Consider the following 22,004-nt stretch of genomic DNA (forward strand, 5'->3'; position numbering starts at 1 on the left):
ATGAGCAAATTCCATTTTTGACGAATAAGGTAATCCATTACAGCTCTCCTCTGCTTCCAGCTCGACTGCTCGAACCACGCATTTCCTGGATGCCGAAATAGTTGTCGATTACGTTACTCACATCGGCGTAAACTGGCTCTACATACTCTCGGCTGCGGTAGACCTCTAAATGCATGGTTCTTTGTGCAAGTGCCAGACGTGCGACCTCCGTAGGTGGGATTTCAATGATGATGGTAGTGAAACCTTCATCATTTTTTCCGGCTACTGGACGAATCTTCTCTTTCTCATCCACACTGCCCATGTTGAGAACTTTGACATTTTTAAGGAACAAGCTCGCGGTTACCCCTCTGAAACGAATTGGCTTCTCAATCGCGCCGGACAAGTTTGAGCTTGGAGAGCTCACCGTTAAAATATCGATATACTCACCAGGGCGTATAAAATCGCTGATGAGGTTTTTGTTACTGACCACAAGGGGATATAGCGTCATACCATCAGAAACCAGCAAATCGATATAGCCTGGGTCGTTCTCTTTAGTGAGATGTTGGGGCATAACAAGCTGGCCAGCCGCGAGATCTGAGTTGAAGAGCGTAGAAGGGCTAAAATCCAGTTCCACGTCTGAGCGAACACCTTCATCTAGAGCCTGTGTCAACTCCATCTGTTCTCTTTTAACTAGGTTACTTGAGATAGGCATTCCGCGTTCGGTCGCTTGCTCTAAACGCCAAACAGTAATGTATTCGGGGGATTCAGATTTAGGCTGTGCTTCGGGTTGCTGCGAGATTACAGGGCTGCCATCCTTGGTATTGGTGAGGCTGTCATATACACCGTAGCCACCAACCAATATCGCCAACAGAGCCACGAACACAATAATTCGAGATCTCATAATATTTCCCGCTATAGATAGTAGCTAAGTATCACGGTGCAAAAACCAGCTGATATCGCTATTCCATACGGAAGCCCTATGGTGCCTTCACTTGGCACAAGCTTGAGTAATCGATACTTAACTAAGTAAAAGACGGCAAGCACACCTCCAGAGATGGCCATAAGAAAGAGCGCGTCGTCAATCAATGAAAGTGGAAGCGAGAGTGAAAACGCGACCATCAGCTTCGCGTCGCCGCCACCTATTACATTTGTGAAAAACAGAACCAAAGCGATAATCGCTATTACGGAAAAGGAGAGTACATGTGGCGCGATATCAGCTTGTTGTAATGTTGCTGCCAGCACTGACAAGCAAAAGACGGTCAAACAGACCCTGTTGCTGATACGCCTAAACATGATGTCACTGATTATAACAATAGCGCCGGCCACGCACATCGCGACCAGCACTAACTCCAATAATCCCATAGCTTCAAAAGTGTTAGCGAAGATGCTCACAAAGCTACGCCCCGGTCATTGTGTCGTTACGGTGTACCACCGCCGCCGCCACCACCGCCGCCACCGCCATCACCGGCGCTGAGGTCAGAAACTGTGGTGCTGACATTATCAAATGCTGTTTCGAGGTTACCAATAAAACCGTCTGAACCAAGCGCAGCAGCGAGAAGCACTGCCATGGCGACAGCAATCAAGCCATACTCGATCGCAGTCACCCCGCTCTCATCGTTCTTCAAACGATTCAGCGACGAAACAATTCGAACATAGAGTTTTGTCATCATCGTCCTATTCCCTTTGTTGTTTTGCTAAATGCCCCATAACTGTAGGTGGCGGATCAACGTCTCAAAAGTGAACACTATCGGTTTGACCGATACCTTCTCCGATGCGGCTACCCAAACACTCAACCGTCGATCGCACAATATTCGCTGAAACAAACTTTTATTACCGAACTCCATACTTTACGAAGAAAATTAAATTAGCAATTCCTTAACTTGATATGTGATATTCGTCACACTATATTCTATTTAACGTTTGAAACAGGCTCTTGCCGGGCTGAGAAATAGTCGTTTCAAATGTGAGATAATGGAGAAGCACTATGAAGTTGCAATTTGACAACTTGCTTTCGTTTCACTCTGTGGTCACGCACGGATCGTTTAGTAACGGGGCGCGTAAACTAGGCAAGTCACAATCGACGGTGAGTGGTGCAGTGAAAAGCTTGGAAAACGAACTTGGTTATGAGCTCATTGACCGATCCGAAACAGGCATAACACTGACATCTAGAGGCAAGAAAATCTATCAGCTCACAATCCCCATAGTTTCTCGATATGTGGAGCTGAAATATATTGCGGAGTCTTTGGGACAAAAGGAAAGAAGTAAACTTCGTGTTGGTATTGATCCTTTGGTTTTCAATCAGCAAGTGAAGCAATCGTTGTTTGATTTTTCCGAACGCTTTCCTGAAACTGAATTGACCATTCTCACCAAGCCTAGTCATATACTTGGCCAATACCTACACCACCATAAAGTCGATATAGCCATTGGCAATCCGTATCACAAAACTGACTACGCATTTAATGTTGACGAACTGTTTTTAGTCAATTGTCTTTGGGTGGCGCATCAAGATATGCTCCAGTCACCTCTCTCTTCAAGCACTCGAATACTGCTTCTTGATGGCTGTGAGGATACCGTCGATTTATCGAATATTGCACATCACAATATTTGGATACTAGATGACTCACGAACCATCCTAGATATGTGCGTCGCTCAAAAAGGGATTGCGTTTCTACCCCAACATTTACTTGATAATCAGACAACTGCAACCAAATTAGCACCAATTTTAGGTGAAACATACCTGTTTGGTAAGCAAATCTACGCGTCATTGATGTGGCCTCAGCATGCAGACTTCACTCACCAACACCAATGGATTCACGATAGGTTGAGAAAGAGGTAACCCACAGCACGCAAGCAGCAATAAATTCACTTTCGTGTCAAATCTGGAACATCCAAACACGAAGCCTCTGTTCTACACTACAGCTTAAAAGAAACGATGCATCAAGGTGCGATATGAGTATTGAACATAAAACACACAGCATGTTTATAGTACTCTTACTGTCTTGCCTCGTTTCCCCTTTCGCAGCCAGCGACAATAAACACATTGGATTAAAGGCACCGCTGTCATCGATTAACACGCACTCTTCAATAAAACGAAACCAATCTGCTAAGTCAGGTGTGATTGAACTACGCGGTGGAAAGTCCACCAAACCATTCCAACCTCAAATCTCGCCACTACCCGCCTTTCAAAAAAGTAAGCCCTATCAGCACCTAATATCCGAAGCCGCGCTCAAATGGAATGTAGAGCAAAGCCTTATCTACGCGGTCATGCACGTAGAATCCTACTTCAATCCAACTGCGGTCAGTTCTGCGCAAGCTCTTGGACTTATGCAAGTGACAGAAAATGGTGCAGTCTTAGAATTTTCAAAGCGTTATCTCGGTGGTAAAGCGCTTGGGAGAGAAGAAGTATTTGTACCAAGAACGAACATAGATATCGGCACTGCCTATCTCTACCTTCTTGATGCCACCTACCTAAACCAGATACGCTCGCCTAAGACAAGACAACTCGCCACAATAGCTGCCTACAATTGTGGGCTAACAAACCTAATGAAATACACATTCGACACAAAGTCTTTGGACTATTTTGTCTATCGAGTTAACCAGACCACAACGGAAGAATGGCGAGATATGTTGACTCAACGGTTTCCCATCGCGGAAACACGGGCTTATGTCGCTAAAGTACTTGAGAAAAAAGCTCACTATCTGCAACTCGTGCACTAATTGGCCTGTTTCTCTAACGTTTCAAACTGAACATCATTAGTGCGCCGATGTAATGAAAGCCCTGAGTTTTAAAATAAAAAAGCCCTCAATAGAGGGCTTTCAAAAATAAGTCATTGCAACATGATGATTAATTCATGCTCACCATACAAATAAAGCGGTTAGTATCAAACGTCTTGTCAAATACATCTTTCTTCTGCGAAGAGTAAACGCGCCCTTCTGCTGTCCAATAATCACCCGGCTTTAGATCTGTATACAGCTCTAGGTACTTGTAAGCGGCTTTAGTTGGCAACTTAGACGACAGTTTTTGCTCACAATATTGTGTTGCGTCATCACGGCTCAAGAACACTTCTGCTGATTTATTATTACCGCGATACACTGGGTACAAATAGGTAAAGACTTCGTCTTTGTATACGACGGTATTAGAAAACGTGCCAACTTCCTGCTTTGGTAGTTTTTTCATTTCGGCCGATTTAGGATCATTTAGCACTTTCTTCGTGATTTGTGCCGCCTGGTTGTTTTTTGCACTATTGGCAGCAGGAGTAGCCTTTTTTACCGCAGGTGCTGATGATTTAGCGACAGCTTTTTTCTGAGTTTTCTTTGCAAACGGGAAGAAATAATCCCCGTCGTTTTTCAAATTCAGACGCAGTGATTGTGTCTTACCATTATTCACGGCTTTGACACTATAAACACCGACGTAGTTACCGGACAGCTCAATCACGTCACCGCTGCCCACTTTTTCATCATTAATGTAATAATCTGTTTTTGCAGAGTTAGAGCGAAATACAAATCTGATTTTATCAAGATTCAGAGCCTTGCGAATTTCACCTTCTAAGTTCGAGTTAAAGGCATTCTTATACTCAGCTGAGACAGTATAAGTCAGGTCACCATTCAACTTTTGCGTTGCATCGACCACTTTGTATGACGTCAGGTTAATACGCTCAGAACCGCCCTTTTCAAGTGCAAAAGCGTTTTTCATATAAGGCAGGTTTCGGTTCACACACGCAGACAAACTTTCAGTCACTTTACACTCAAGTTTGCCTGAGTAATTTTCTTGATGAACCACATTGGCTTCTTTTAAATGACGGTCTTTGATACTGCGATAAAGTGCCAATAATTGGTCATTTTTATCACGCTCAATTTGCGTCACGCTAGCTTGATTAGAAGCGATGGTTTTATTGAGTTCTTTAAGCTTGGTTTCAGCATCCGCTAGCTCAGTGTTGAGCTTATTGATGGAGGTCGATACGCCACGTAATGCTAAAGCAATACCTTCATCGTATTCACCTTGCAGAAGCTTCTCTTGGAATACTTGAGAGTCCGCTTTGACGATATCAATACTGTTCAGCAGCTTAATTTTATTTGCTTCGATGCTTGAAGAGGTCTTGTTGTAAAGAGAGATGGTGTCATCTAGGCCAACTTCGCCGTAACGAGACGAATATTCAGTGTTAATAGTGTCTAATTCCGACTGCTCACTACTATTAACCAGTTCAGAAGCCCAAGCGCCTGACATCATCGTCACGCCTGCTAACGTGATCAATGTTTTCGCTCTAAAATGTGGTAATAATTTTTTTAGATTCACAACAACCTCATAATCCTTCTTAACCGCCTGAACATTTCCATATTCCGCTTATTTTTATAAAATGAAGGGTTTCTTACTGATATAATTTTCTATTCTATCAAAGCCCCAAAGCAGTGTCGCTACAATGAAGCGCAATTGTGTGATCTTATTCATCAATTAAGAGGGAGTTCAAGAATTGCGTGAACGCCGTCATTAATTCTCCGATACAGCATAGATCTCAGCGCGGCGATTTTGAGCGCGGTTGTCAGCACTATTATTCGGCACCAATGGCTCTCTTTCGCCTAATGACTTAACAGTAATACTGTCTCGCTCAACACCTTGGAACAGCAACACATCATGTACCGATAAAGCACGACGCAGTCCCAACCCTTGGTTGTATTGTTCAGACCCTTTACTATCCGTATGCCCTTCTATAATCAGGTCATAGGAAGCCTCTGACAAAGTCGCGCTAGTTTTATTGAGTGAAGTTCTCGCCATAGGTGTTAAACCATAGCTATCAAAGCCAAAGTTCACGCGCACGACTGGATTCTCCGTACCTGCCTGAGCAACTGACATTATCGAGGTACAATCCGAACTGTCTAAAATCGCGCTGCTTTTCTTTGCCAACATCGAAGCGAACTCATCACTAAAACCGGATTGCTCAATGCTGAGTTTACCTTCTCTGTGTTGAGCAATAGCCCTTACATCAGAGACTGATACTGAGTACTGCTGTTCACCAGCACTGTTTTGACAGTATGCCTGAAACTGCTCTTCACTCGCGTGACTACTCAGAGCAATAACGGATAGCGCGGCGGCGCTCATTAAATATTTCATGATTTCTCCTAGTACAACTTAGTTACGCCGCTGCTCTTGGAGCCTTTGCGGATTAGCTCTTCTATTTTGTCTATCAGATCATCGAGGTCTTTAACGTCGATAATGTCTTCATCTTTGTCAGCGACGCACTGTTGAAAACCTTTACTGTGTGAGGCTCTAAAATCGATGCCGATAACACCTATATAAAGACCAGGTATCACTTCTCGTGCTTTGTCACAAATACCCTTTTTATTACCACCTGGCGATACCAGCTTATTGAGAATGCCGTTGTTAGGGCTCTCCTGACCATCACTCAAAATCAGCAGCATTTTGACTTTCTTGTTGTACGCCTCTTGTTCCTCTTCATCGTCACTGTTTGGATTACCATCGGCTAACACCTGTGCTCCACGGATAATGCCTTGAAAAACGGCCGTACTTCCCCCCGCCCACATTGAACTAATAGGAGAGAGTTTTTGGATATTGTTAGTAAGTGAGATACTTTTAAATTGATCACCTTGCCAGCTACCAAAACCAGCATAAAGACGATTACCATCTACACGATAATGTGTCTTCACTTTGGGGAAGTGATTAGTCATCATTTGGTTGATGGTTTTATTAAAGTTCACATAACTGTAATTTTCAGTGTGATAAGTGTACCGGCTCCAACCGAGTCCGAGTGCACCAATTAGACGCTTTGCTTCTTGCTGCTCTTCAGAGGAACCATTTGGGCAGTAGTGCCGCTGCGATGCACAGTATTGGATAGAGTAATCGTAGTAACCCCTCCATTTATTCCAATCAACTTGCTCATAAGTTGTATCCGTTCGCCATGTTTCCACATTGTTCTTATAACGAAGCTGACTCACCGCATAGACATAGCCATCACTATCACTTTCCCTAGTGCGAATATTGTATGGTACAAATGCGATATTATTGTTCACCTTATCCGCTTGTTCCGTTTGCTGTTCATTACATTCTTCAACCTCAGACTTTTTGGAAAGTTCGGAATCTTCCTCTTTGCACAGAATGCGTTGCGAAATAGAACTAATAGCGGTTTTCAAATCATCGATTTTTCGACTTCTATTACCTCCACTTCCCCATTCAGAGGACATGGAACCAGAAAAATCCGAAACGAAAACAATATCGATATTGTTATCACCCAAATACGCTGGATACTTACGAGCCAACGAATAACCCGCTAAGTCCTGAGTGTCATCAAAAGATGGAATAAAAGAGCTAGCAAACCATGAGTCATGAGTTGTTGTCGCATTCACTGTGTACTGCGTGTACTCGTCCTGATTATTATCCAAGTCTTGCTCTTGAACGAATCTTGTCGTGGTTACCGAGCTCGTCTTAATATCTCGGACATAGTTTTCCACATAGCGCTTCGCCATGGCTTGCGAATCGCTCTCAACGTCTTCAATCGTCACCGCTATTGCTGCTGCCTCAGCGGCATCACGCAATCGACTCGTTTCTTGAACGTAGCGAGTCCCCTCAACCGCCCAGAAGGTGAACCCCATAATCGGTACTAATGTCAGTCCCATCCATATTGCAGCGGCGCCATTCTGTCGATTCAAGCTAGGGCGAGATTGAGCCATTTTTGTCTGTTTAACGGTCATACTACCTCCCTGGCATTATCGATGAAGAGGTCAGACGCATGTCGGCATCCTCACCCGATGAAAATGCTTCAAACCAAGAATGGTGGTCTTCACAAAGAGTGACACGGTATATCGGATACGATAGCCCTTTCTCAACAGGTACTAGTGCCTGATAGTTACTCAGCGAATCTGTTCGACATCCAAGTGATGAGAACTTTGGACTACGATGCGTCACCACGCCTTCGCCAATCACGTAAGACTCAATTTGCAGTGCGACATCCTCTATGGAACTGTCCAGCATACGACTTGCGACGGCAGTTAAATCCACTAAGTCTTGCTGTGACACCTGAAGATTCGTTCTACCAACAATATCAGCCTCAAAATAGCGAGAGCGCTCTTTGATGACATTGACCAGTGCAAAGCTTGAACGATCCAACTTTGCTCGAACCAGTAATTTATGGCTGAGATCCGTAGCGAACAGATATATAGCACACAAGCCAACCAGCACGAACGCGAGTTCAATCGCGAAAGCTCCTTTTTGATTGCGTCGGGGAGTAAAACGAGTAACGTTATTCCGTCTCATCTTTCCATCCCTCGTGTTCTAGATTCAAAACCATGGTGCGTGAAATATCGACTTGCTGAGCACCGAAAACTTGGATAATCGGTGTGTACTCATAACTGACTGTGATTTCGGCTAGATCGTAATTGAACGTGAGATCTTGCTTTGAATAGCCAACGTTATTGACAAAATCTGAGTAGCTTGGGAAATATTTGCCATCAATTGAAAATTTGTCGTCGTCAATAAGAAAACTCCAAAGATTATCTTGATTCGCAATCAAGGTTTGAAACCGAGTCTCATACTGCTCGTGTACACCACTTCCCTGGTAGATCTTGGTGTTACGTATCGTTTCACGCAGCGCGTACTCAGTCATGTTTATCACGTAGATGCGGTAACAAACTTCAAAAATTGCAAACGTCGAGAACATCAGAACAATCGCACCTAAGGAAAATTCTACGGCAGTAGCACCACGCTGCTTCTTGAATCCAACCATATATCAGCTCTCTTCACGATTAAGCTGCTGAGCAATAAGTGTGAGCTCAGCATAACTGTATTCATCACTTAACAGTTTTTTGGCTGCATCAATTTGGTCGGCCTTGATAAGTGCGATAGCGAGATTGGCGCGCACAACCTTGTTTTCTGGCGCGTCTGCAATCACTGGCGCTAGCGTTTGAATAGCACGTTTGTAATCTTGCTTTGCGATATATAGCATGGCGATGTTATTTTTGACTGCGACATCGTCATAACCTTTAAGCCTTGCTTGGTTGAATTGAGCTTTAGCGCTGTCAAAATCACTCTCTTTGCTGTATGCCACACCAAGCAGCACATGAATTTTGCCTGAACTATTTCCTGCCTTTAGCGACGCCAAATACGCTTCAATCGCATCTGGAGCTTTGTCTTGGGCAACCAGAACTTGTCCACGTAGCTGATACAAGCTTGCCGACTGAGCGCCTTGATCGATCAAATGATCAACATAAAAGCTCGCCGATTCGATATCACCTTTGTTGAAGTATGCCCACGCCAGTTTTTCTACTGTTGAGGCAGAGTTGTCCCCCGCTTCTAACTTGGTTTTATAGTGATTAATCAAGCCGTCATAGTTATCTACTTTCTCCATACCCGCGACTGTAGCCGCTTCGCTTTGAGCGAGATCAGCCGAGGATTGGCAACCAATAAGGGCGAGAGTCAGCAAGACCAGCAAACCACATTTTTGTAATCCGTTCACATCAACTCCCTAACGATATCGACATCTGCATAATCCCCGGTGCAAGAATAAGCACGACTATGGGAAACATAATAAATAAGATCAGCGGCACACTCATTTTGGCGGCGAGTTTACCTACCTTCTCTTCAACGGTTAGAATTTGAACCTTACGAATATCTTCGGCGAGATCACTCATCACTTGGGCAACTGAGGTGCCGTATTGCAAGTTTTGAATCACAGTTAAAACAAAACTTCGAACTGCAGGCGTGGGTAATCGTTGCCCCATATCATTGAGTGCTTTTTCTAAGCCGTGGATGCGAGCCGCATCCGAAGTTCGTCTGATTTGGTAACACAGATCTTTATCGAACATCTCTAGTTCGTCCGCCAAATACGCTAAGCTGGCTTCAATCGTCATGCCCGTTTGGACACAAACTGACATCATATCGAGCAAGTAAGGCAATTTGGCCGACGTACGACCAATCAACATTTTGCTTCGCAAAGAGAGTACTAAGTCCGGTACTACGATTACGCCCACTAAAGAAAGCAGCGCACTAAGAAGCTTATTGGTGCTGGAGAGATCGCTAAACGCCACAAGAGCAAGCAACACAGCCAAAATAAGAAACTTGAGCGGAAAGTAATATTTCGCCCACTCTTTATTGTAGTAACCGGCCTCAATTAATTTCTGCTCAAGCTCTTTTCGGTGCTCCTTACCAAAGCGAACCATAAAGTGTTTGATCTTCGTCGTACCAGATTTGGTTTGAATACCAACCAAACTGTCCATTTTCTGACGGCGTCGCTCCACACGTAGCGATTCAGCGATGACCACAAGAATGCAACCAAAAAATACCGTGACCGCAATGAGTAACATCATGCCCTCACCCCCCGCACTAACAGCCAGATAATAGTCAGTCCAATCATTTCACTGATCAGGACGTAATAGAGAATGACTCTTCCATCTGGGTCATAGAGAACAAAATCAACATTGCCTGGATTGATGTAATTGAGTAGCACCGTAAAGGCGACGGGAATCGCTGCTACAATCTTGGCTGAAATCCGAGCTTCCGACGTCATTGCCATCTTTTTCTTTTCAAGCGTTCTTGAATCCACGAGTACACGAATGAGCCTAGCCAATACCCCTTTAAGCTGACCACCACGTGAAATGTTGGCGCGCAGAGTAATGGTAAAAAACAAAAACTCTGGATACGGATAGTTCTTACAAGAGCGCATCAATACTACTTCCGGTGTTTCCCCCATCTTTAACCGGTCTGCCATCAACTTAAACTCGCGACCAATGGCGTTATCCATGGTGTCACCCACATAACCAATCGCCTGCATCAAACTATCGCCCGCTGTGACTGCACTCATCAAGATATTGAGCGCATCTGGGAAGCTGTTTTCAAATTCTGAACGGCGGCGTGAAAGTAAGAAACGGTAGCCAATCACCAAAAATACTGCCACCGCTGCGCTGATTAGCAGTGGATTTTTTTGATGCAAAAAGACCACCAACACATACCAAGACGCGGTCACAGCGCCAATCGTATACAGAGCGATATAAAGCGTCGAACGTGGTCCCAATATCATCAAGGTTGGTGAAATCGATTCTCTTAACTTTTGCAGCTTGTGTTTTTGAGACAGTGAGCGAATATTAATCGCACTAACACTCTCAGCCCCCTGATGATCAACTTGAAAGTACTGATCCAGTTTGCTTTTTTTACTGCTTCGATTGAGCAGTAATGCTAACGCGAATAATATAAGTGAAATCCAAAGCATATTAGCGCCCCGTAAATGACGCCATTAAGTCTTTGTATAATCCAAAGAACTGTGCTTTCTTTACTAGCTCAGAGCGCTGCATGATGCCATTGGTCACATATTCACCTTTGACCGCTTCACCATATTCACTGTCGTCATAGCGAAAACGATAGATTTCCTCCATCACCACGCTGTCACCTTCCAAGCCAACAATCTCTGAGATACTGGTAATTTTTCGACTACCATCTCGCAGACGGTTAACCTGAACCACCAATTGCACAGCACTTACAATCGTACGACGTATTGCTTCTAACGGCTGATTAAGGTTCGCCATCATCACCATCGATTCCACACGCGCGATAGCATCTCGTGGTGTGTTGGCGTGCAGTGTAGACATGGATCCATCGTGACCCGTGTTCATTGCCTGAAGCATCTCAAACGCTTCAGCACCACGACACTCACCAAGAATGATGCGGTCTGGACGCATACGTAGGGCGTTAATCACCAAATCTCGCTGAGTCACCTCACCCGTCTGCTCGATACTTGAGGTGCGCGTTTCGAGTCTCACCAAGTTGGGCTGCTGTAGTTTGAGCTCCGCAGCATCTTCAATAGTAACAATTCGTTCGTCTTCAGCAATGTATTGCGACAATGCATTCAACAGTGTCGTTTTACCCGAACCCGTACCACCAGAAATCAGCACATTCATACGACAACGAGAAGCGATCATCAACACGCGCGCCATGTCCATCGACATAGAGCCAAATTCGATCAAATCTTCAAATCCAATGCTCTGCTCGCGGAATTTACGAATCGATACTGAAGTACCATCCAAGGAAATCGGAGGAATAACGATGTTGACACGACTACCATCTTCTAAACGTGCATCTACCGTCGGTGACAGTTCATCAACACGGCGACCAACACGCGAGGCAATTCGCTTTGCAATCGCAAGCAGCTGTTCTTCGTTTACAAATGTCAGATCCGATTTGTGTACTTTGCCGTGACGCTCATAAAAGATGTTATTTGGCCCGTTCACCATGATATCGGTAATCGATTGGTCTTCTACCAATGGTTGCAAAGGCCCAAGCCCAAACAGCTCATCAATTAAGCTTTTGACGAGACCCGTTTTCATCATTGAGGTAATCGGACGCTGATAGCCCGTTGCCAACAAATCAACTGCGCTCTGAATCTGTGATTCCAGCTCTTTGCGACTCATCTTTTGTACCGCTTCAGGGTCAAGCGCTTCAAAAATCTGCCCGCGGAAGGCTAGGTACATCTCTTTGTTGGAACTCATTTCGCGCCTACCTTACCTAACCAACGGTTGAGTCGCGGTACGGAAATAGGCTGGCCGTTAATATGTTTTACTAAATGATCCAGTGAACGGCTCATATGGCGGTCATGTTTATGTGCGCGTTTACCATCAATGATGATGTGCGACAGGTTTTTACAAAATGCGATTTCCAAGCTCGGTTCTTGGCCGAGATAGCGTTTAAGATCGCTCTTGTCCATCACATAGGCAGCCTCGGGGCGATGGTAGTTCACGACAGTAATGATGCGCAGTCTCGATGACAACGTTAGCTGTAAGTTCTCCACCTTGTCGATAAGACGCTTAGCATTGCGCACTGCCGAAACAGAAGCATCCAATACCAATACAACCACGTCGAATCCATCCAATAACATTTGTGGTTCGACTGGGAAGCTAACGCTGCCGGAGTAGTCTTCGATGATAAAGTTCGCGTTTCGCGATAGCAAATCACACAAACTTTGGCTGTAATTCAAGATTTCTGTTTGGCTCATATCGCCATCCAGTGCCAGCAAGCGTAAGTTTTTACGCGCGGTATGAAGGTAACTGAGCGCCCCTTCTTCATCCATCTCATGTAATGGCGCGGTAAACTCATCGATCATTCTTGGCTTAAACTCTTTTAGTGCCAGAAGAACATCGATATCACTGTCTACATATTGATGATCCACGAGAATCGTGTCGGTTCCTTGAGTTGAAAGAAGCGAACTCAGCTCGGTGGCAATAAACGAAGTACCGACCCCGCCTTTGGCTCCAACCACGGCAACTCGTTTGGCTTTACGCGCTTTACTTACGCCGGAGAAGTTTTTGAGGTTATTGTTTACGTGCGTCAAAAAGTCCGCAAACTCTTGCTTGTTTACTGGCCAAAAAACGTAGTAAAAGCCCATTTCTTTCAATGAGCGTAGTGTGGAGATGGCATCCTCTTTACCAATAACCACCACCCCTTTATGAGTTGGCAGTTTGCTGGCAAAGTTCTTGGCATCTTCAACCACGTTATCTGATTCATTCAACTCGAGAATAACGATGTGGCTACTCTGCTGTTCTGTCAGTTTGGCATGACCTTTGACCGTTCGAACACAGTGAGGATCATTCCAGCCTTCAAAGCGGAACACTTCTTGGACAAGATTCAGACACTCAGCCGATTGATAGAACAAAGTACAACCCGCAACACCGGTTTGGTTCTTCGGTTCAGGTTTGACTTTGGTGCTCAGTGCTTTCGTTAAATCAAACACGATTACTCTCCCACCAAGCGCGACTTATACGCGACTTGTTTTAGACGCATGGTTTCCACAAAGCAGTCAGGCTGCGCAATTTCTTGTTCTAGTTGCGCAGGTTGGCAAGTTTGGGTTTTAAGTTGACGAACGGCAACTGAGATTCGAACATTGGCAATCATGTTTTGCTCTTGACGATATTGAACGCGAGACGGTGTCACGGCCAACTTTGAAAATTCTTTAAACGCCTTTTCTGCTAGCTGACGATCTGCCGTTGATTTGTAAGCGACCACATATGCGGCTTCTTTATCAAAAGATTCTGAAAGCGCAATCAACTGCTCCATCTTTTGCTGCGACTCGCTGCGATTTTTAATGACGTAATCAACACGGTGCACTTCTTGATACACCAGCGCTTCTGCACCATTGCCGTCGAAGTAACGCTCTGTAGTACATCCCGTAATACCGGTTAGTAACAGAACAAATACCAAAGCCAATGGTTTCAAGTTAACTTGCATCATTGGATAAACCCTCCCTGCTCGACCAGTCGAATTGTCGCGTTCGAAGGTTGCATGTACCCATCGGTATCTGCGAGATTCAACCAGCGCATCAAAGTAGACGTTTTGCGGATGTAAGGTAGTTGCACATCGGTCGGGCGCATTGGCTCAACGAGATTAACTGTTGCTACGATGATTAGCTCAGTACGTCGTCTTTCAGTGACGGATTTACGAAACGCAGCGCCTAAGACAGGGATGTCACCAACCAATGGGATTTTTTGCATGTTTTCAAAATCAGCGCTGCTCATCAAACCGCCCAAGATAAAACTGTCACCATCGGCGAGCTCTACAGTGGTCATTGCACGTCTAGACGTAAGTTGTGGTACTTCGATGCCTGCTGCTTTTACATATTTTTCTACTTCAGATACTTCTGGAAACAGCTGCATGCGAATCTTGTTTTGATTTAGAACTTTTGCAGTTAAATCGAGGCGAATACCAAATTCTTTAAACGTGATGTTGATACTACTGTTACTTGAAACTACTACCGGCACTTCACCACCAACGAGAAAGCTTGCAGACTCACCCGACAACACCGTTAAGTTTGGTTCCGCCAATATTTGAGCAATATCGTCATTACCAAGCGCAGTAATCAAAGTGCCAATGTCAGCCGCTTCAAATTGGTTAAAGACAAATTCACCAACACTACCTCCAACCGAACCCCAGTCCACACCAACAGTTTGCGAGAACGACTCGGTGACTTGAGCAACCGAGATTTTAACGTTCACTTGCTGAACGGTGGCCACTTCAATGCGCTCGATAATGCCTTCCCAGGTCATGTTTCGCGCGAAGATCATGCTCTCCGGCTCTTCAAGGTCGCCGCCTGTGGTTTTAAACGTTAATTTTTGCGCTTCATCCCAACGCTCCGTCTTTTCTCGGCCAAGTAGCGTTGCGACCATACGGTAAATATCATCGCGCTCCTGTTCTGACTCCACCACACCACTTACAGCAACTTGCGAGCCTATAGATTCAACTTTTACATTGGCATTTGGGAAATGAAACTTAAGTTGGCGACGTACTTCCGATAGATTGAGATCAACAATGATTCGATCGGAAATCAGTACCTCATCTGTTGTGCCATAAACAATTAGGCGTGATTGACCAACTTTGCTAGCGAACACGACCAAGGTGTCGTCACTGATCACTTTGTAGTCGGCAACGGTCGGATCGCTGATAAACACCTTGCCCACTGGCGAATCCAGCTTAATGTGTTCGCCTTCGCCAAGCGTAATATATCGTTCCGCTGCACTCGTTAAAGGTGTCGCAAGTAAGACCATAAGTGAGCTTAGACACCACTGCGCTATCCATTTTTTAGTCTGGCTAAACTTCATTACAGTGCCTCTCCTGGCATCGCAGTTTTACCTCGAAACTCTTCAATTCCCACGTAATTATCCATAATGTTGCGAACCTCGACATAGGTCGACTGGCGATAGGTTTGACTGCGGTAGATTTCAATGTGCATGGTTCGTTGTGCAAGCGCTAACCTAGGTAAATCATCGGGATTAACTTCAATCACCACAGTGGTAAAACCAAGCTCTTTAGTCGGTGCTCTAGCAGTTACTGAATTGTCATCATCGTTGTCGATATTGAGTACCTTGACCTGCTTTAGAAACATATTGGCGTTAACGCCTTTAAAGCTTCTTGGCTTATCTGTGTTCGCGGCGAGATTGTTGTTTGGTGAACTGACCGTCAAAATATCGATATAGGTGCCCGGGCGGATGTAATCGTTGATGAGATTTTTATCACTGACTTGCAGTGGGTATGGCGTCATACCTTCGGTAACCAGTAAATCGATGTAGCCTGGCTGCCCAACCTTTACTTGATACTCGGGAAGCACAACAGTGCCTTTGTCCAATGCCCGATTGGTTAGGGTCGACGGTGAAAAATCTATGTGGGTATCTTTTTTGACACCATGTGCCAGCGCCTGACTCATGGGCAGTTGCACTTTTGCAACCTGCTCAGTTTGAATAGGTGTGCCTTTAGCAATATCAGAGCTGACTCGCCATACTGAGACATGCTCTTCAACAGGTTGTACTGGAACAACCTCTGCTTGTGCTTGTGGCGTAGATTTCTGGCTCAGCATATCACGAAGCCCAAAGGCTCCTACAACCAAAGCCAATACCGCTATCAGCAGCACTAACCGAGAACGCATGTTTGTTTCCCCCGAGGTGGTTCTAATATGGTTAGGATTGCAAAAGCTGCGGCACTTGGTGCACCACAATCACTAAGCAAAAACCCAAATTAATGGCAACGCCGTACGGGATGCCAACTTGACGTTTTTTTCTATTTGGAAACCAATAGTTAGCCATGAGGTAGTACAATGAGACTGCACCTCCAGCTAAGCCTGTCAATATGGCTGCCATTGGTAATTGGCTCAAAGGCAACGCTAAGGCCAGTACACTCGCAAGTTTAATGTCGCCGGCGGCAATCCAACGTCGCCAAAATAGAACAAATCCAACAGTTAGGACTACCAAAGCGGATGCTAAATAGATCTCACTTTTTATCAGCAGTGAACATTGCAAGGCCATCAAGCCCAAAACACTCATGTTAGTGATGCGTCGACAACGAACATCGAGGATGGATATATAAATACAAACGCAAGCAAGCGAAATTATATAGAGCATTGAATGTTTTATTTATTAATACATACTCGTCAAGATTAGTTAAAGTAGCGTCGCCAACAGACAGTCAGCGGCACCACTTTATAAGCTACACTTATGGTAGTAATTAGCCAGCTGTTGCAGCAGTCAGTTTCCCTGCAATACCGGTAAATGCGTCTTTAAGCTCCTGCAAGAACTGACCATCTGTACTTCCCAATACTGTAGCCAAAGCAACCGCCATCGCCACACCAATCAAACCATATTCAATTGCTGTAACACCGCGCTCATCACGCTTAAATTCGTTTAGAAGCGTCACTGCGTTTACATAAAGCTTAGTCATCATATTTTTATTCCTTTGAACGTTATTCAACAATAAGCACGCTATATTCTAAATTATGCTCAAAATATCAAGAAAATAGCTGCTATCGATTTTATCGATAGCCTGCTCAAAGAAACCCCTTGTTTACAACTCTAACAATGCACCAACTCTAGTGTCGCACCCGACCTCATAAGTGTTTACTTTTTCTACATTAACTTGCCGGGAGCACAGTTTTCATTCGTATACCGACAGCACTTATGTGGCACAGATCACGCTTTCATTTCAATTTATTGCACAGGTTACGGAGCGTTATTCCATTCACGAATGGTTAAGTGCACGAAACACCATGTAAATCTAAGTTCGTAGCATTGATTGATTGTTTATCAAAGCCAAACTAACACTCTTTAAGTATCACTATTGTAAATGACTTAAGAGCAAGCTAATGTATGCAAAAAAACGTAAGTTATATAACTATAAGTAGTCAAATGGCACAAAGGTTAGTCAATTTATGAAGCTGCAATTCGATAACATTGCTTCGTTTGTTGCAGTGGTTGAGGCGGGGTCTTTTAGTTCAGCGGCACGTAAGCTGGGCAAATCTCAATCCACAGTAAGCACCGCAATTCAAAATTTAGAGTCTGATTTAGGGTTTAACCTTTTTATCAGACAAAACGCTAAAGTGACGTTAACTGACAAGGGCAAACGTTTATTTCACCTTTCTACTCCGGTAGTCAGTAAATATCGAGATTTGCTTACAGCAGTGAGTAAAATGAGCCACTCGGAACAGATCGTTTTCCGCGTCGGCATTGATCCTTTGGTTTATAACAGCAATGTTAAGCAAACCTTGTTTCAATTTTCGGAAGCATTTCCTGAGATCGACCTCGAAGTCGTCACTAAACCGAGTTTTGTTCTGAGCAACTATATTAACCAAGGAAAAATAGACCTAGCACTAGGCAATCCCTATCACAAAACCGACAACGATTTTAATATGGACGAGTTATTCAACGTCAATTGTTGGTGGGTGGGCCATGCATCACTATTGGAAAACAAACCGAGTTTACCTCGCGTTTTGTTGATGGATGGTTTTGATGAACTGCTTAACCTATCCGATTTGGCAACACATCAGATATGGCGGTTGGATGATCTGTCCACCATTGTCGAACTATGCAAAGCCCAAAAAGGCATAGCGTTTTTACCTGAGCATATTGTGGAACCTTCACTAACAACAAAAGAACTTGCCATTATGACCGACAACTTAGAATTTTTTGGCAAAAAGGTTACCGCATCACTATTTTGGTCGACCCACTCAGACTTTAGTCTCTACAATCAGTGGATACGAAGCCAATTAAAAACCGTCATCGATCAACAAAGTACCTTTGTCGCTGCACTCGCCAACTAACCGTCTTCATCTTTTACAAGTCTCATTCATCACGCTTGGTGTTATCATAATTACACCAAGCGTGATTGAGATCTCTCAGCCTTGTTACTCCTCCCTAACAAATTCATCACATGGATGATTCGCCTAATGCTCACCTAGTAAATAATCAAAGATGCCCTATTGAGCTACAAAAATATAATAAGGACATCGTGTGAAACTGGTTAAATCCCTTATCTCTCTTTCCGTTGGCGCAACCCTACTGTGGGGCTGCTCTGGCGATTCTACCTCGCCAACAGACCAAGGTGGCACCACAACTAGTTATGCGTGCCGCGCTGATAACACTGCGCAAACTGATGACTTACGAATCTATCAAGTGATGGTTGAAAGCTTTGTCGATGGCAATCCTTCTATCGGCCATGGGACTGGTTACGGTACCAGTCACCATATGGGTGACATCCAAGGCATTATTGACTCGCTCGACTATATTCAAGACTTAGGCATGAATGCGGTATGGCTAACACCGATATTCAATTCAGTACCCATTAACGGCCAAGATCATTGGGCAGATAGACTGGATGCGACCGGATACTTCGCTACAGACTACTTTGCCATAGATCCTCGTTTCGGCACCATGGACGATGCTAAAAAGTTAGTGGAAGAGGCGCACAAACGGGGTCTTTACGTCTTCTTTGATGGTGTGTTCGGTCATCATAAAGACAACGTAATGGCTTCACCCACTGGGAACCAGCCAGTCGGTGCAAGTAACCCTGTAAGCTATCCAGAGAGTCTGCCTTTCTTCAAAGAGGTGGCGGAATACTGGGTTAAAGAACTAAAAATTGATGGTTGGCGACTCGACCAAGCTTACCAAGTTCCAACGGATGCATGGGCGGAAATTCGTAAGGCCGTTGACGATGCGTCGCAGCAAGTCACCTATACCAATGCTGATGGTGAACTCGTTAATCCACTTGGCTACATGGTGGCAGAGATATGGCGTGGTGAGAGTGATATTGCTCGTGATGGCTACGGCAGCAAAGAAAACCCTGCTCTGTGTTCGGCATTTGATTTCCCTATGCGATATCGCTTAGTACAAACCTTTGCCGTTGAGGAATCAGGCTATGGTTCTACTCAAGGCGGGTTGACGCTCGCTGAAGGTATGCGAACTCATGACGCCTACCCTGCCCACTCCAAACCTAACTTGATGCTTGGCAACCACGACTTAGTGCGTCTGGGCGATCTTATTCAACGAGGAAACCTGGCTGAGCCAGAGGATGCTGAATATTGGCAACGACATAAAGCGGCCATCTCATTTCTAGGTGCTTATACTGGCCCCATCACGCTGTATTACGGTGAAGAAATTGGTGATGAGTTAGAAGGTTTTGCTGATCGTGTAACCAATGACTGCGCGATCGCAGGAAAATGTGATGACCATGTAGCACGCATGAGTGGCAAAATTGAGGGTGTCACAGGCATAACCCTAACCACAGAGCAAGCAGATCTTAAGAGCTACGTCAAAGAGCTAATGACGCTTCGCTCCCAGCACCCATCGTTAGCTCAAGGTACTCGCAACAACGTTGTCGCTACAACAAATGCCTATGCAGATCTAAAAACATCAGGTGAAGAATCGATTCTATATATAGTGAATACGACAGCATCGAGTCAAACCATTGCTATTTCTGCAGATAAACTGTCATTTAGTGGCAACCTTAATGATTTGCAAACGAATGACAACGTAACATTGGCTTCTGGTTTCTATAACATCGACCTAGCTCCGTTCCAAGCTAGGTTCCTATCACTTGAATAATAAACAGCGATAAGCCTAAAAAAACAAGCCGCCTTCAATAAGCATTGAAGGCGGCTTTTACTATCTCATTTCGTTACTATTCCTAGACACTAACAGTCGTAAACTCTAACGGCTAGATAGAAGCGGCGGATTGTTATGCTAGCGCTGGGTAGGTCTTATATTTCACACCCATCATTTGTTCCATACAGTGTACCACTTGGCAGCTGTAACCAAACTCATTGTCATACCAGATATAAAGTACGCAGCGATTATCTTGTGCGATGGTTGCTTGGCCATCAACAATACCCGGATGACGTGCCCCTACTAGATCGGTAGACACCACTTCCGTCGAATCGGTATAGTCAATCTGAGCTGAAAGTGGAGATGTTAACGACACTTCGCGAAGGTAAGCGTTTAGCTCTTCTTTAGTAGTGTTGCTTTCCAGATTCAAATTCGCAACCGCCATTGAAACATTAGGGGTCGGAACACGAATAGCGTTACCACTCAACTTACCCGCAAGTTCAGGCAGCGCCTTGGCCACTGCTTTTGCTGCACCTGTCGAGGTCAGTACCATATTGAGTGATGCTGAACGTCCGCGACGATCGCCACTGTGGTAGTTATCGATCAGGTTTTGATCGTTGGTGTAAGAGTGCACCGTTTCGATATGACCAGACACAATGCCATATTTATCATTCACCGCTTTAAGCGTTGGTGTAATGGCGTTCGTAGTGCAGCTCGCTGCAGATACAATCTTATCTTCAGCCAAGATACTTTCGTGGTTGACACCAAATACGATGTTTTTGATGTCCCCTTTGCCTGGTGCTGTCAGCAGCACTTTCTCTGCACCATTACACGCGACGTGTTGACCCAGGCCTTCTGCATCTCGCCAAACACCTGTGTTGTCGACGACAAGTGCGTTGTCAATTCCGTAATGGGTGTAATCTACATCCTTCGGGCTGTTCGCGTAGATGATTTGGATGTAATTACCATTCACAATCAGGGCCTTGTTGTCTTCGTCAACTAAAATGCTGCCATTGAATTGACCGTGAACCGAGTCACGACGCAACAAGCTAGCACGTTTTTGAAGGTCACCATCTCGACCACCACGCACAACGATAGCGCGCAGACGTAGCGGATAGCCTGAGCCGCTCTTCTCAACCAAAATACGCGTAAGCAAACGGCCAATGCGTCCAAAACCGTACAGCACAACATCACGTGCTTCTAGTGAGCCATTGCTCTCAATGCTTTCGTTCAGAGTCGTCAATAAGAAGTCATCGATGTTTTGATGACTGTCATTGAGAGACCAGTATTGAGTCGCCAACTGACCTACGTCGATACAGCAAGGAGAAAGGTCAAGTTCAATTAGACGTTCAATGATTGGGGCAGTTTGAGAAATAGAGACGGAAGTAGAACTGTAATGGCGGGAAACACGGTGAGTTTTAATAATATCGATGGTGGTTGCGTTGACGAGTGTTTTACCAAATAAAAGCACTTCTACGCCTTTTTCTCGATATAGCCTGCCAAGAAGCGGCAAAATGGACTCGGCGAGTGTTTGATTTAATTGCCATTGATTTTGGTGGATTTCAGTTTGCGAGATGTTGCTATTACTCATAGTAACCGGGGGCCTCTCTAGGATTAAAGGCTCGCTATGTCTCGTATGTAGGGTACAAGAGATATTGAGCGACACAGGGATGTAATCG

23 protein-coding genes are annotated in these 22,004 nt (G+C 44.7%); 4 read left to right on the top strand and 19 right to left on the bottom strand.

Annotated elements, in window-relative coordinates; genetic code table 11:
* Window positions 1-37: 37 nt before the first annotated feature.
* The 3 genes from cpaB (ACVA6Q_RS11195) to ACVA6Q_RS11205 are packed head-to-tail and all read right to left on the bottom strand — an operon-like array spanning window position 38 to window position 1,649.
* The gene (gene cpaB, locus ACVA6Q_RS11195; RefSeq protein ID WP_446647533.1) at window positions 38-880 is read right to left on the bottom strand and encodes a Flp pilus assembly protein CpaB; all 843 of its coding nucleotides are present in this window, start codon (window positions 878-880) and stop codon (window positions 38-40) included.
* An 11-nt stretch (window positions 881-891) separates the two neighbouring features.
* The gene (locus ACVA6Q_RS11200; RefSeq protein WP_446647534.1) at window positions 892-1,371 is read right to left on the bottom strand and encodes an A24 family peptidase; all 480 of its coding nucleotides are present in this window, start codon (window positions 1,369-1,371) and stop codon (window positions 892-894) included.
* A gap of 26 nt (window positions 1,372-1,397) precedes the next feature.
* Window positions 1,398-1,649: a Flp family type IVb pilin gene (locus ACVA6Q_RS11205; RefSeq protein ID WP_446647535.1), complete on the bottom strand. Its 252-nt coding sequence runs from the start codon at window positions 1,647-1,649 to the stop codon at window positions 1,398-1,400.
* 314 nt (window positions 1,650-1,963) lie between these two features.
* On the opposite strand from ACVA6Q_RS11205, the gene ACVA6Q_RS11210 reads away from it, so the two are divergent.
* Both ACVA6Q_RS11210 and ACVA6Q_RS11215 read left to right on the top strand, forming a co-directional pair.
* Window positions 1,964-2,815, top strand: a complete 852-nt coding sequence (locus ACVA6Q_RS11210) for a LysR family transcriptional regulator (RefSeq protein ID WP_446647536.1) — start codon at window positions 1,964-1,966, stop codon at window positions 2,813-2,815.
* Between the two features lie 113 nt (window positions 2,816-2,928).
* The gene (locus tag ACVA6Q_RS11215) at window positions 2,929-3,696 is read left to right on the top strand and encodes a transglycosylase SLT domain-containing protein (protein ID WP_446647537.1); all 768 of its coding nucleotides are present in this window, start codon (window positions 2,929-2,931) and stop codon (window positions 3,694-3,696) included.
* 127 nt (window positions 3,697-3,823) lie between these two features.
* Here ACVA6Q_RS11215 and ACVA6Q_RS11220 read toward each other — a convergent pair whose 3' ends face one another.
* From ACVA6Q_RS11220 to ACVA6Q_RS11290, 15 genes are all read right to left on the bottom strand, one after another.
* Window positions 3,824-5,272 carry a hypothetical protein gene (locus ACVA6Q_RS11220; RefSeq protein WP_446647538.1) on the bottom strand — a complete coding sequence of 483 codons (1,449 nt, stop codon included), beginning with the start codon at window positions 5,270-5,272 and terminating at the stop codon, window positions 3,824-3,826.
* Between the two features lie 192 nt (window positions 5,273-5,464).
* Window positions 5,465-6,085, bottom strand: coding sequence for an OmpA family protein (locus ACVA6Q_RS11225; protein WP_446647539.1), 621 nt, complete (start codon window positions 6,083-6,085; stop codon window positions 5,465-5,467).
* Between the two features lie 8 nt (window positions 6,086-6,093).
* Window positions 6,094-7,680 (bottom strand): pilus assembly protein TadG-related protein, encoded by a 1,587-nt coding sequence (locus tag ACVA6Q_RS11230; RefSeq protein WP_446647540.1) that lies wholly within the window; start codon window positions 7,678-7,680, stop codon window positions 6,094-6,096.
* A 1-nt stretch (window position 7,681) separates the two neighbouring features.
* Window positions 7,682-8,242, bottom strand: a complete 561-nt coding sequence (gene tadF / locus ACVA6Q_RS11235) for a tight adherence pilus pseudopilin TadF (protein ID WP_446647541.1) — start codon at window positions 8,240-8,242, stop codon at window positions 7,682-7,684.
* Window positions 8,229-8,711, bottom strand: a complete 483-nt coding sequence (locus tag ACVA6Q_RS11240; RefSeq protein ID WP_446647542.1) for a TadE family protein — start codon at window positions 8,709-8,711, stop codon at window positions 8,229-8,231. The genes tadF and ACVA6Q_RS11240 overlap by 14 nt, the downstream gene beginning before the upstream one ends.
* A 3-nt stretch (window positions 8,712-8,714) precedes the next feature.
* Window positions 8,715-9,440, bottom strand: a complete 726-nt coding sequence (locus tag ACVA6Q_RS11245; RefSeq protein WP_446647543.1) for a tetratricopeptide repeat protein — start codon at window positions 9,438-9,440, stop codon at window positions 8,715-8,717.
* Between the two features lies 1 nt (window position 9,441).
* On the bottom strand, window positions 9,442-10,290 hold the full coding sequence (locus ACVA6Q_RS11250; RefSeq protein WP_446647544.1) for a type II secretion system F family protein: 849 nt from the start codon (window positions 10,288-10,290) through the stop codon (window positions 9,442-9,444).
* The gene (locus ACVA6Q_RS11255; RefSeq protein WP_353496044.1) at window positions 10,287-11,189 is read right to left on the bottom strand and encodes a type II secretion system F family protein; all 903 of its coding nucleotides are present in this window, start codon (window positions 11,187-11,189) and stop codon (window positions 10,287-10,289) included. Before ACVA6Q_RS11255 ends, ACVA6Q_RS11250 begins: the two co-directional genes overlap by 4 nt.
* A gap of 1 nt (window position 11,190) precedes the next feature.
* Entirely contained in the window at window positions 11,191-12,462 is a 1,272-nt protein-coding gene (locus tag ACVA6Q_RS11260; RefSeq protein ID WP_446647545.1) for a CpaF family protein, read from the bottom strand.
* On the bottom strand, window positions 12,459-13,700 hold the full coding sequence (locus tag ACVA6Q_RS11265) for an AAA family ATPase (protein ID WP_446647546.1): 1,242 nt from the start codon (window positions 13,698-13,700) through the stop codon (window positions 12,459-12,461). The genes ACVA6Q_RS11260 and ACVA6Q_RS11265 overlap by 4 nt, the downstream gene beginning before the upstream one ends.
* A 2-nt stretch (window positions 13,701-13,702) precedes the next feature.
* Window positions 13,703-14,197 carry a hypothetical protein gene (locus ACVA6Q_RS11270; RefSeq protein WP_446647547.1) on the bottom strand — a complete coding sequence of 165 codons (495 nt, stop codon included), beginning with the start codon at window positions 14,195-14,197 and terminating at the stop codon, window positions 13,703-13,705.
* Window positions 14,194-15,561, bottom strand: a complete 1,368-nt coding sequence (locus tag ACVA6Q_RS11275) for a type II and III secretion system protein family protein (protein WP_446647548.1) — start codon at window positions 15,559-15,561, stop codon at window positions 14,194-14,196. The genes ACVA6Q_RS11270 and ACVA6Q_RS11275 overlap by 4 nt, the downstream gene beginning before the upstream one ends.
* Window positions 15,561-16,382 (bottom strand): Flp pilus assembly protein CpaB, encoded by an 822-nt coding sequence (gene cpaB, locus ACVA6Q_RS11280; RefSeq protein ID WP_446647549.1) that lies wholly within the window; start codon window positions 16,380-16,382, stop codon window positions 15,561-15,563. The genes ACVA6Q_RS11275 and cpaB (ACVA6Q_RS11280) overlap by 1 nt, the downstream gene beginning before the upstream one ends.
* A gap of 31 nt (window positions 16,383-16,413) precedes the next feature.
* Complete coding sequence (locus ACVA6Q_RS11285; RefSeq protein WP_446647550.1) at window positions 16,414-16,854, bottom strand: A24 family peptidase; 441 nt, start codon at window positions 16,852-16,854, stop codon at window positions 16,414-16,416.
* Window positions 16,855-16,957: 103 nt separating this feature from the next.
* On the bottom strand, window positions 16,958-17,173 hold the full coding sequence (locus tag ACVA6Q_RS11290; RefSeq protein ID WP_446647551.1) for a Flp family type IVb pilin: 216 nt from the start codon (window positions 17,171-17,173) through the stop codon (window positions 16,958-16,960).
* Between the two features lie 484 nt (window positions 17,174-17,657).
* Between ACVA6Q_RS11290 and ACVA6Q_RS11295 the strand changes: the two genes are divergently transcribed.
* Together ACVA6Q_RS11295 and ACVA6Q_RS11300 are read left to right on the top strand one after the other, a co-directional pair.
* The gene (locus ACVA6Q_RS11295) at window positions 17,658-18,545 is read left to right on the top strand and encodes a LysR family transcriptional regulator (protein ID WP_446647552.1); all 888 of its coding nucleotides are present in this window, start codon (window positions 17,658-17,660) and stop codon (window positions 18,543-18,545) included.
* Between the two features lie 190 nt (window positions 18,546-18,735).
* Window positions 18,736-20,325: an alpha-amylase family glycosyl hydrolase gene (locus ACVA6Q_RS11300; protein ID WP_446647553.1), complete on the top strand. Its 1,590-nt coding sequence runs from the start codon at window positions 18,736-18,738 to the stop codon at window positions 20,323-20,325.
* A gap of 133 nt (window positions 20,326-20,458) precedes the next feature.
* Here the strand turns inward: ACVA6Q_RS11300 and ACVA6Q_RS11305 are convergent, their stop codons facing one another.
* Window positions 20,459-21,916 (bottom strand): glyceraldehyde-3-phosphate dehydrogenase, encoded by a 1,458-nt coding sequence (locus ACVA6Q_RS11305; RefSeq protein ID WP_446647554.1) that lies wholly within the window; start codon window positions 21,914-21,916, stop codon window positions 20,459-20,461.
* Between the last annotated feature and the right edge of the window lie 88 nt (window positions 21,917-22,004).

Source organism: Vibrio sp. DNB22_10_4, from assembly GCF_052879755.1.

Coding starts and splice junctions, on each gene's coding strand:
- cpaB (WP_446647533.1), bottom strand. CDS start 880: ATGAGATCTCGAATTATTGTGTTCGTGGCTCTGTTGGCGATATTGGTT.
- ACVA6Q_RS11205 (WP_446647535.1), bottom strand. CDS start 1,649: ATGATGACAAAACTCTATGTTCGAATTGTTTCGTCGCTGAATCGTTTG.
- ACVA6Q_RS11210 (WP_446647536.1), top strand. CDS start 1,964: ATGAAGTTGCAATTTGACAACTTGCTTTCGTTTCACTCTGTGGTCACG.
- ACVA6Q_RS11215 (WP_446647537.1), top strand. CDS start 2,929: ATGAGTATTGAACATAAAACACACAGCATGTTTATAGTACTCTTACTG.
- ACVA6Q_RS11225 (WP_446647539.1), bottom strand. CDS start 6,085: ATGAAATATTTAATGAGCGCCGCCGCGCTATCCGTTATTGCTCTGAGT.
- ACVA6Q_RS11230 (WP_446647540.1), bottom strand. CDS start 7,680: ATGACCGTTAAACAGACAAAAATGGCTCAATCTCGCCCTAGCTTGAAT.
- tadF (WP_446647541.1), bottom strand. CDS start 8,242: ATGAGACGGAATAACGTTACTCGTTTTACTCCCCGACGCAATCAAAAA.
- ACVA6Q_RS11240 (WP_446647542.1), bottom strand. CDS start 8,711: ATGGTTGGATTCAAGAAGCAGCGTGGTGCTACTGCCGTAGAATTTTCC.
- ACVA6Q_RS11250 (WP_446647544.1), bottom strand. CDS start 10,290: ATGATGTTACTCATTGCGGTCACGGTATTTTTTGGTTGCATTCTTGTG.
- ACVA6Q_RS11255 (WP_353496044.1), bottom strand. CDS start 11,189: ATGCTTTGGATTTCACTTATATTATTCGCGTTAGCATTACTGCTCAAT.
- ACVA6Q_RS11260 (WP_446647545.1), bottom strand. CDS start 12,462: ATGAGTTCCAACAAAGAGATGTACCTAGCCTTCCGCGGGCAGATTTTT.
- ACVA6Q_RS11270 (WP_446647547.1), bottom strand. CDS start 14,197: ATGATGCAAGTTAACTTGAAACCATTGGCTTTGGTATTTGTTCTGTTA.
- ACVA6Q_RS11275 (WP_446647548.1), bottom strand. CDS start 15,561: ATGAAGTTTAGCCAGACTAAAAAATGGATAGCGCAGTGGTGTCTAAGC.
- cpaB (WP_446647549.1), bottom strand. CDS start 16,382: ATGCGTTCTCGGTTAGTGCTGCTGATAGCGGTATTGGCTTTGGTTGTA.
- ACVA6Q_RS11285 (WP_446647550.1), bottom strand. CDS start 16,854: ATGCTCTATATAATTTCGCTTGCTTGCGTTTGTATTTATATATCCATC.
- ACVA6Q_RS11290 (WP_446647551.1), bottom strand. CDS start 17,173: ATGATGACTAAGCTTTATGTAAACGCAGTGACGCTTCTAAACGAATTT.
- ACVA6Q_RS11295 (WP_446647552.1), top strand. CDS start 17,658: ATGAAGCTGCAATTCGATAACATTGCTTCGTTTGTTGCAGTGGTTGAG.
- ACVA6Q_RS11305 (WP_446647554.1), bottom strand. CDS start 21,916: ATGAGTAATAGCAACATCTCGCAAACTGAAATCCACCAAAATCAATGG.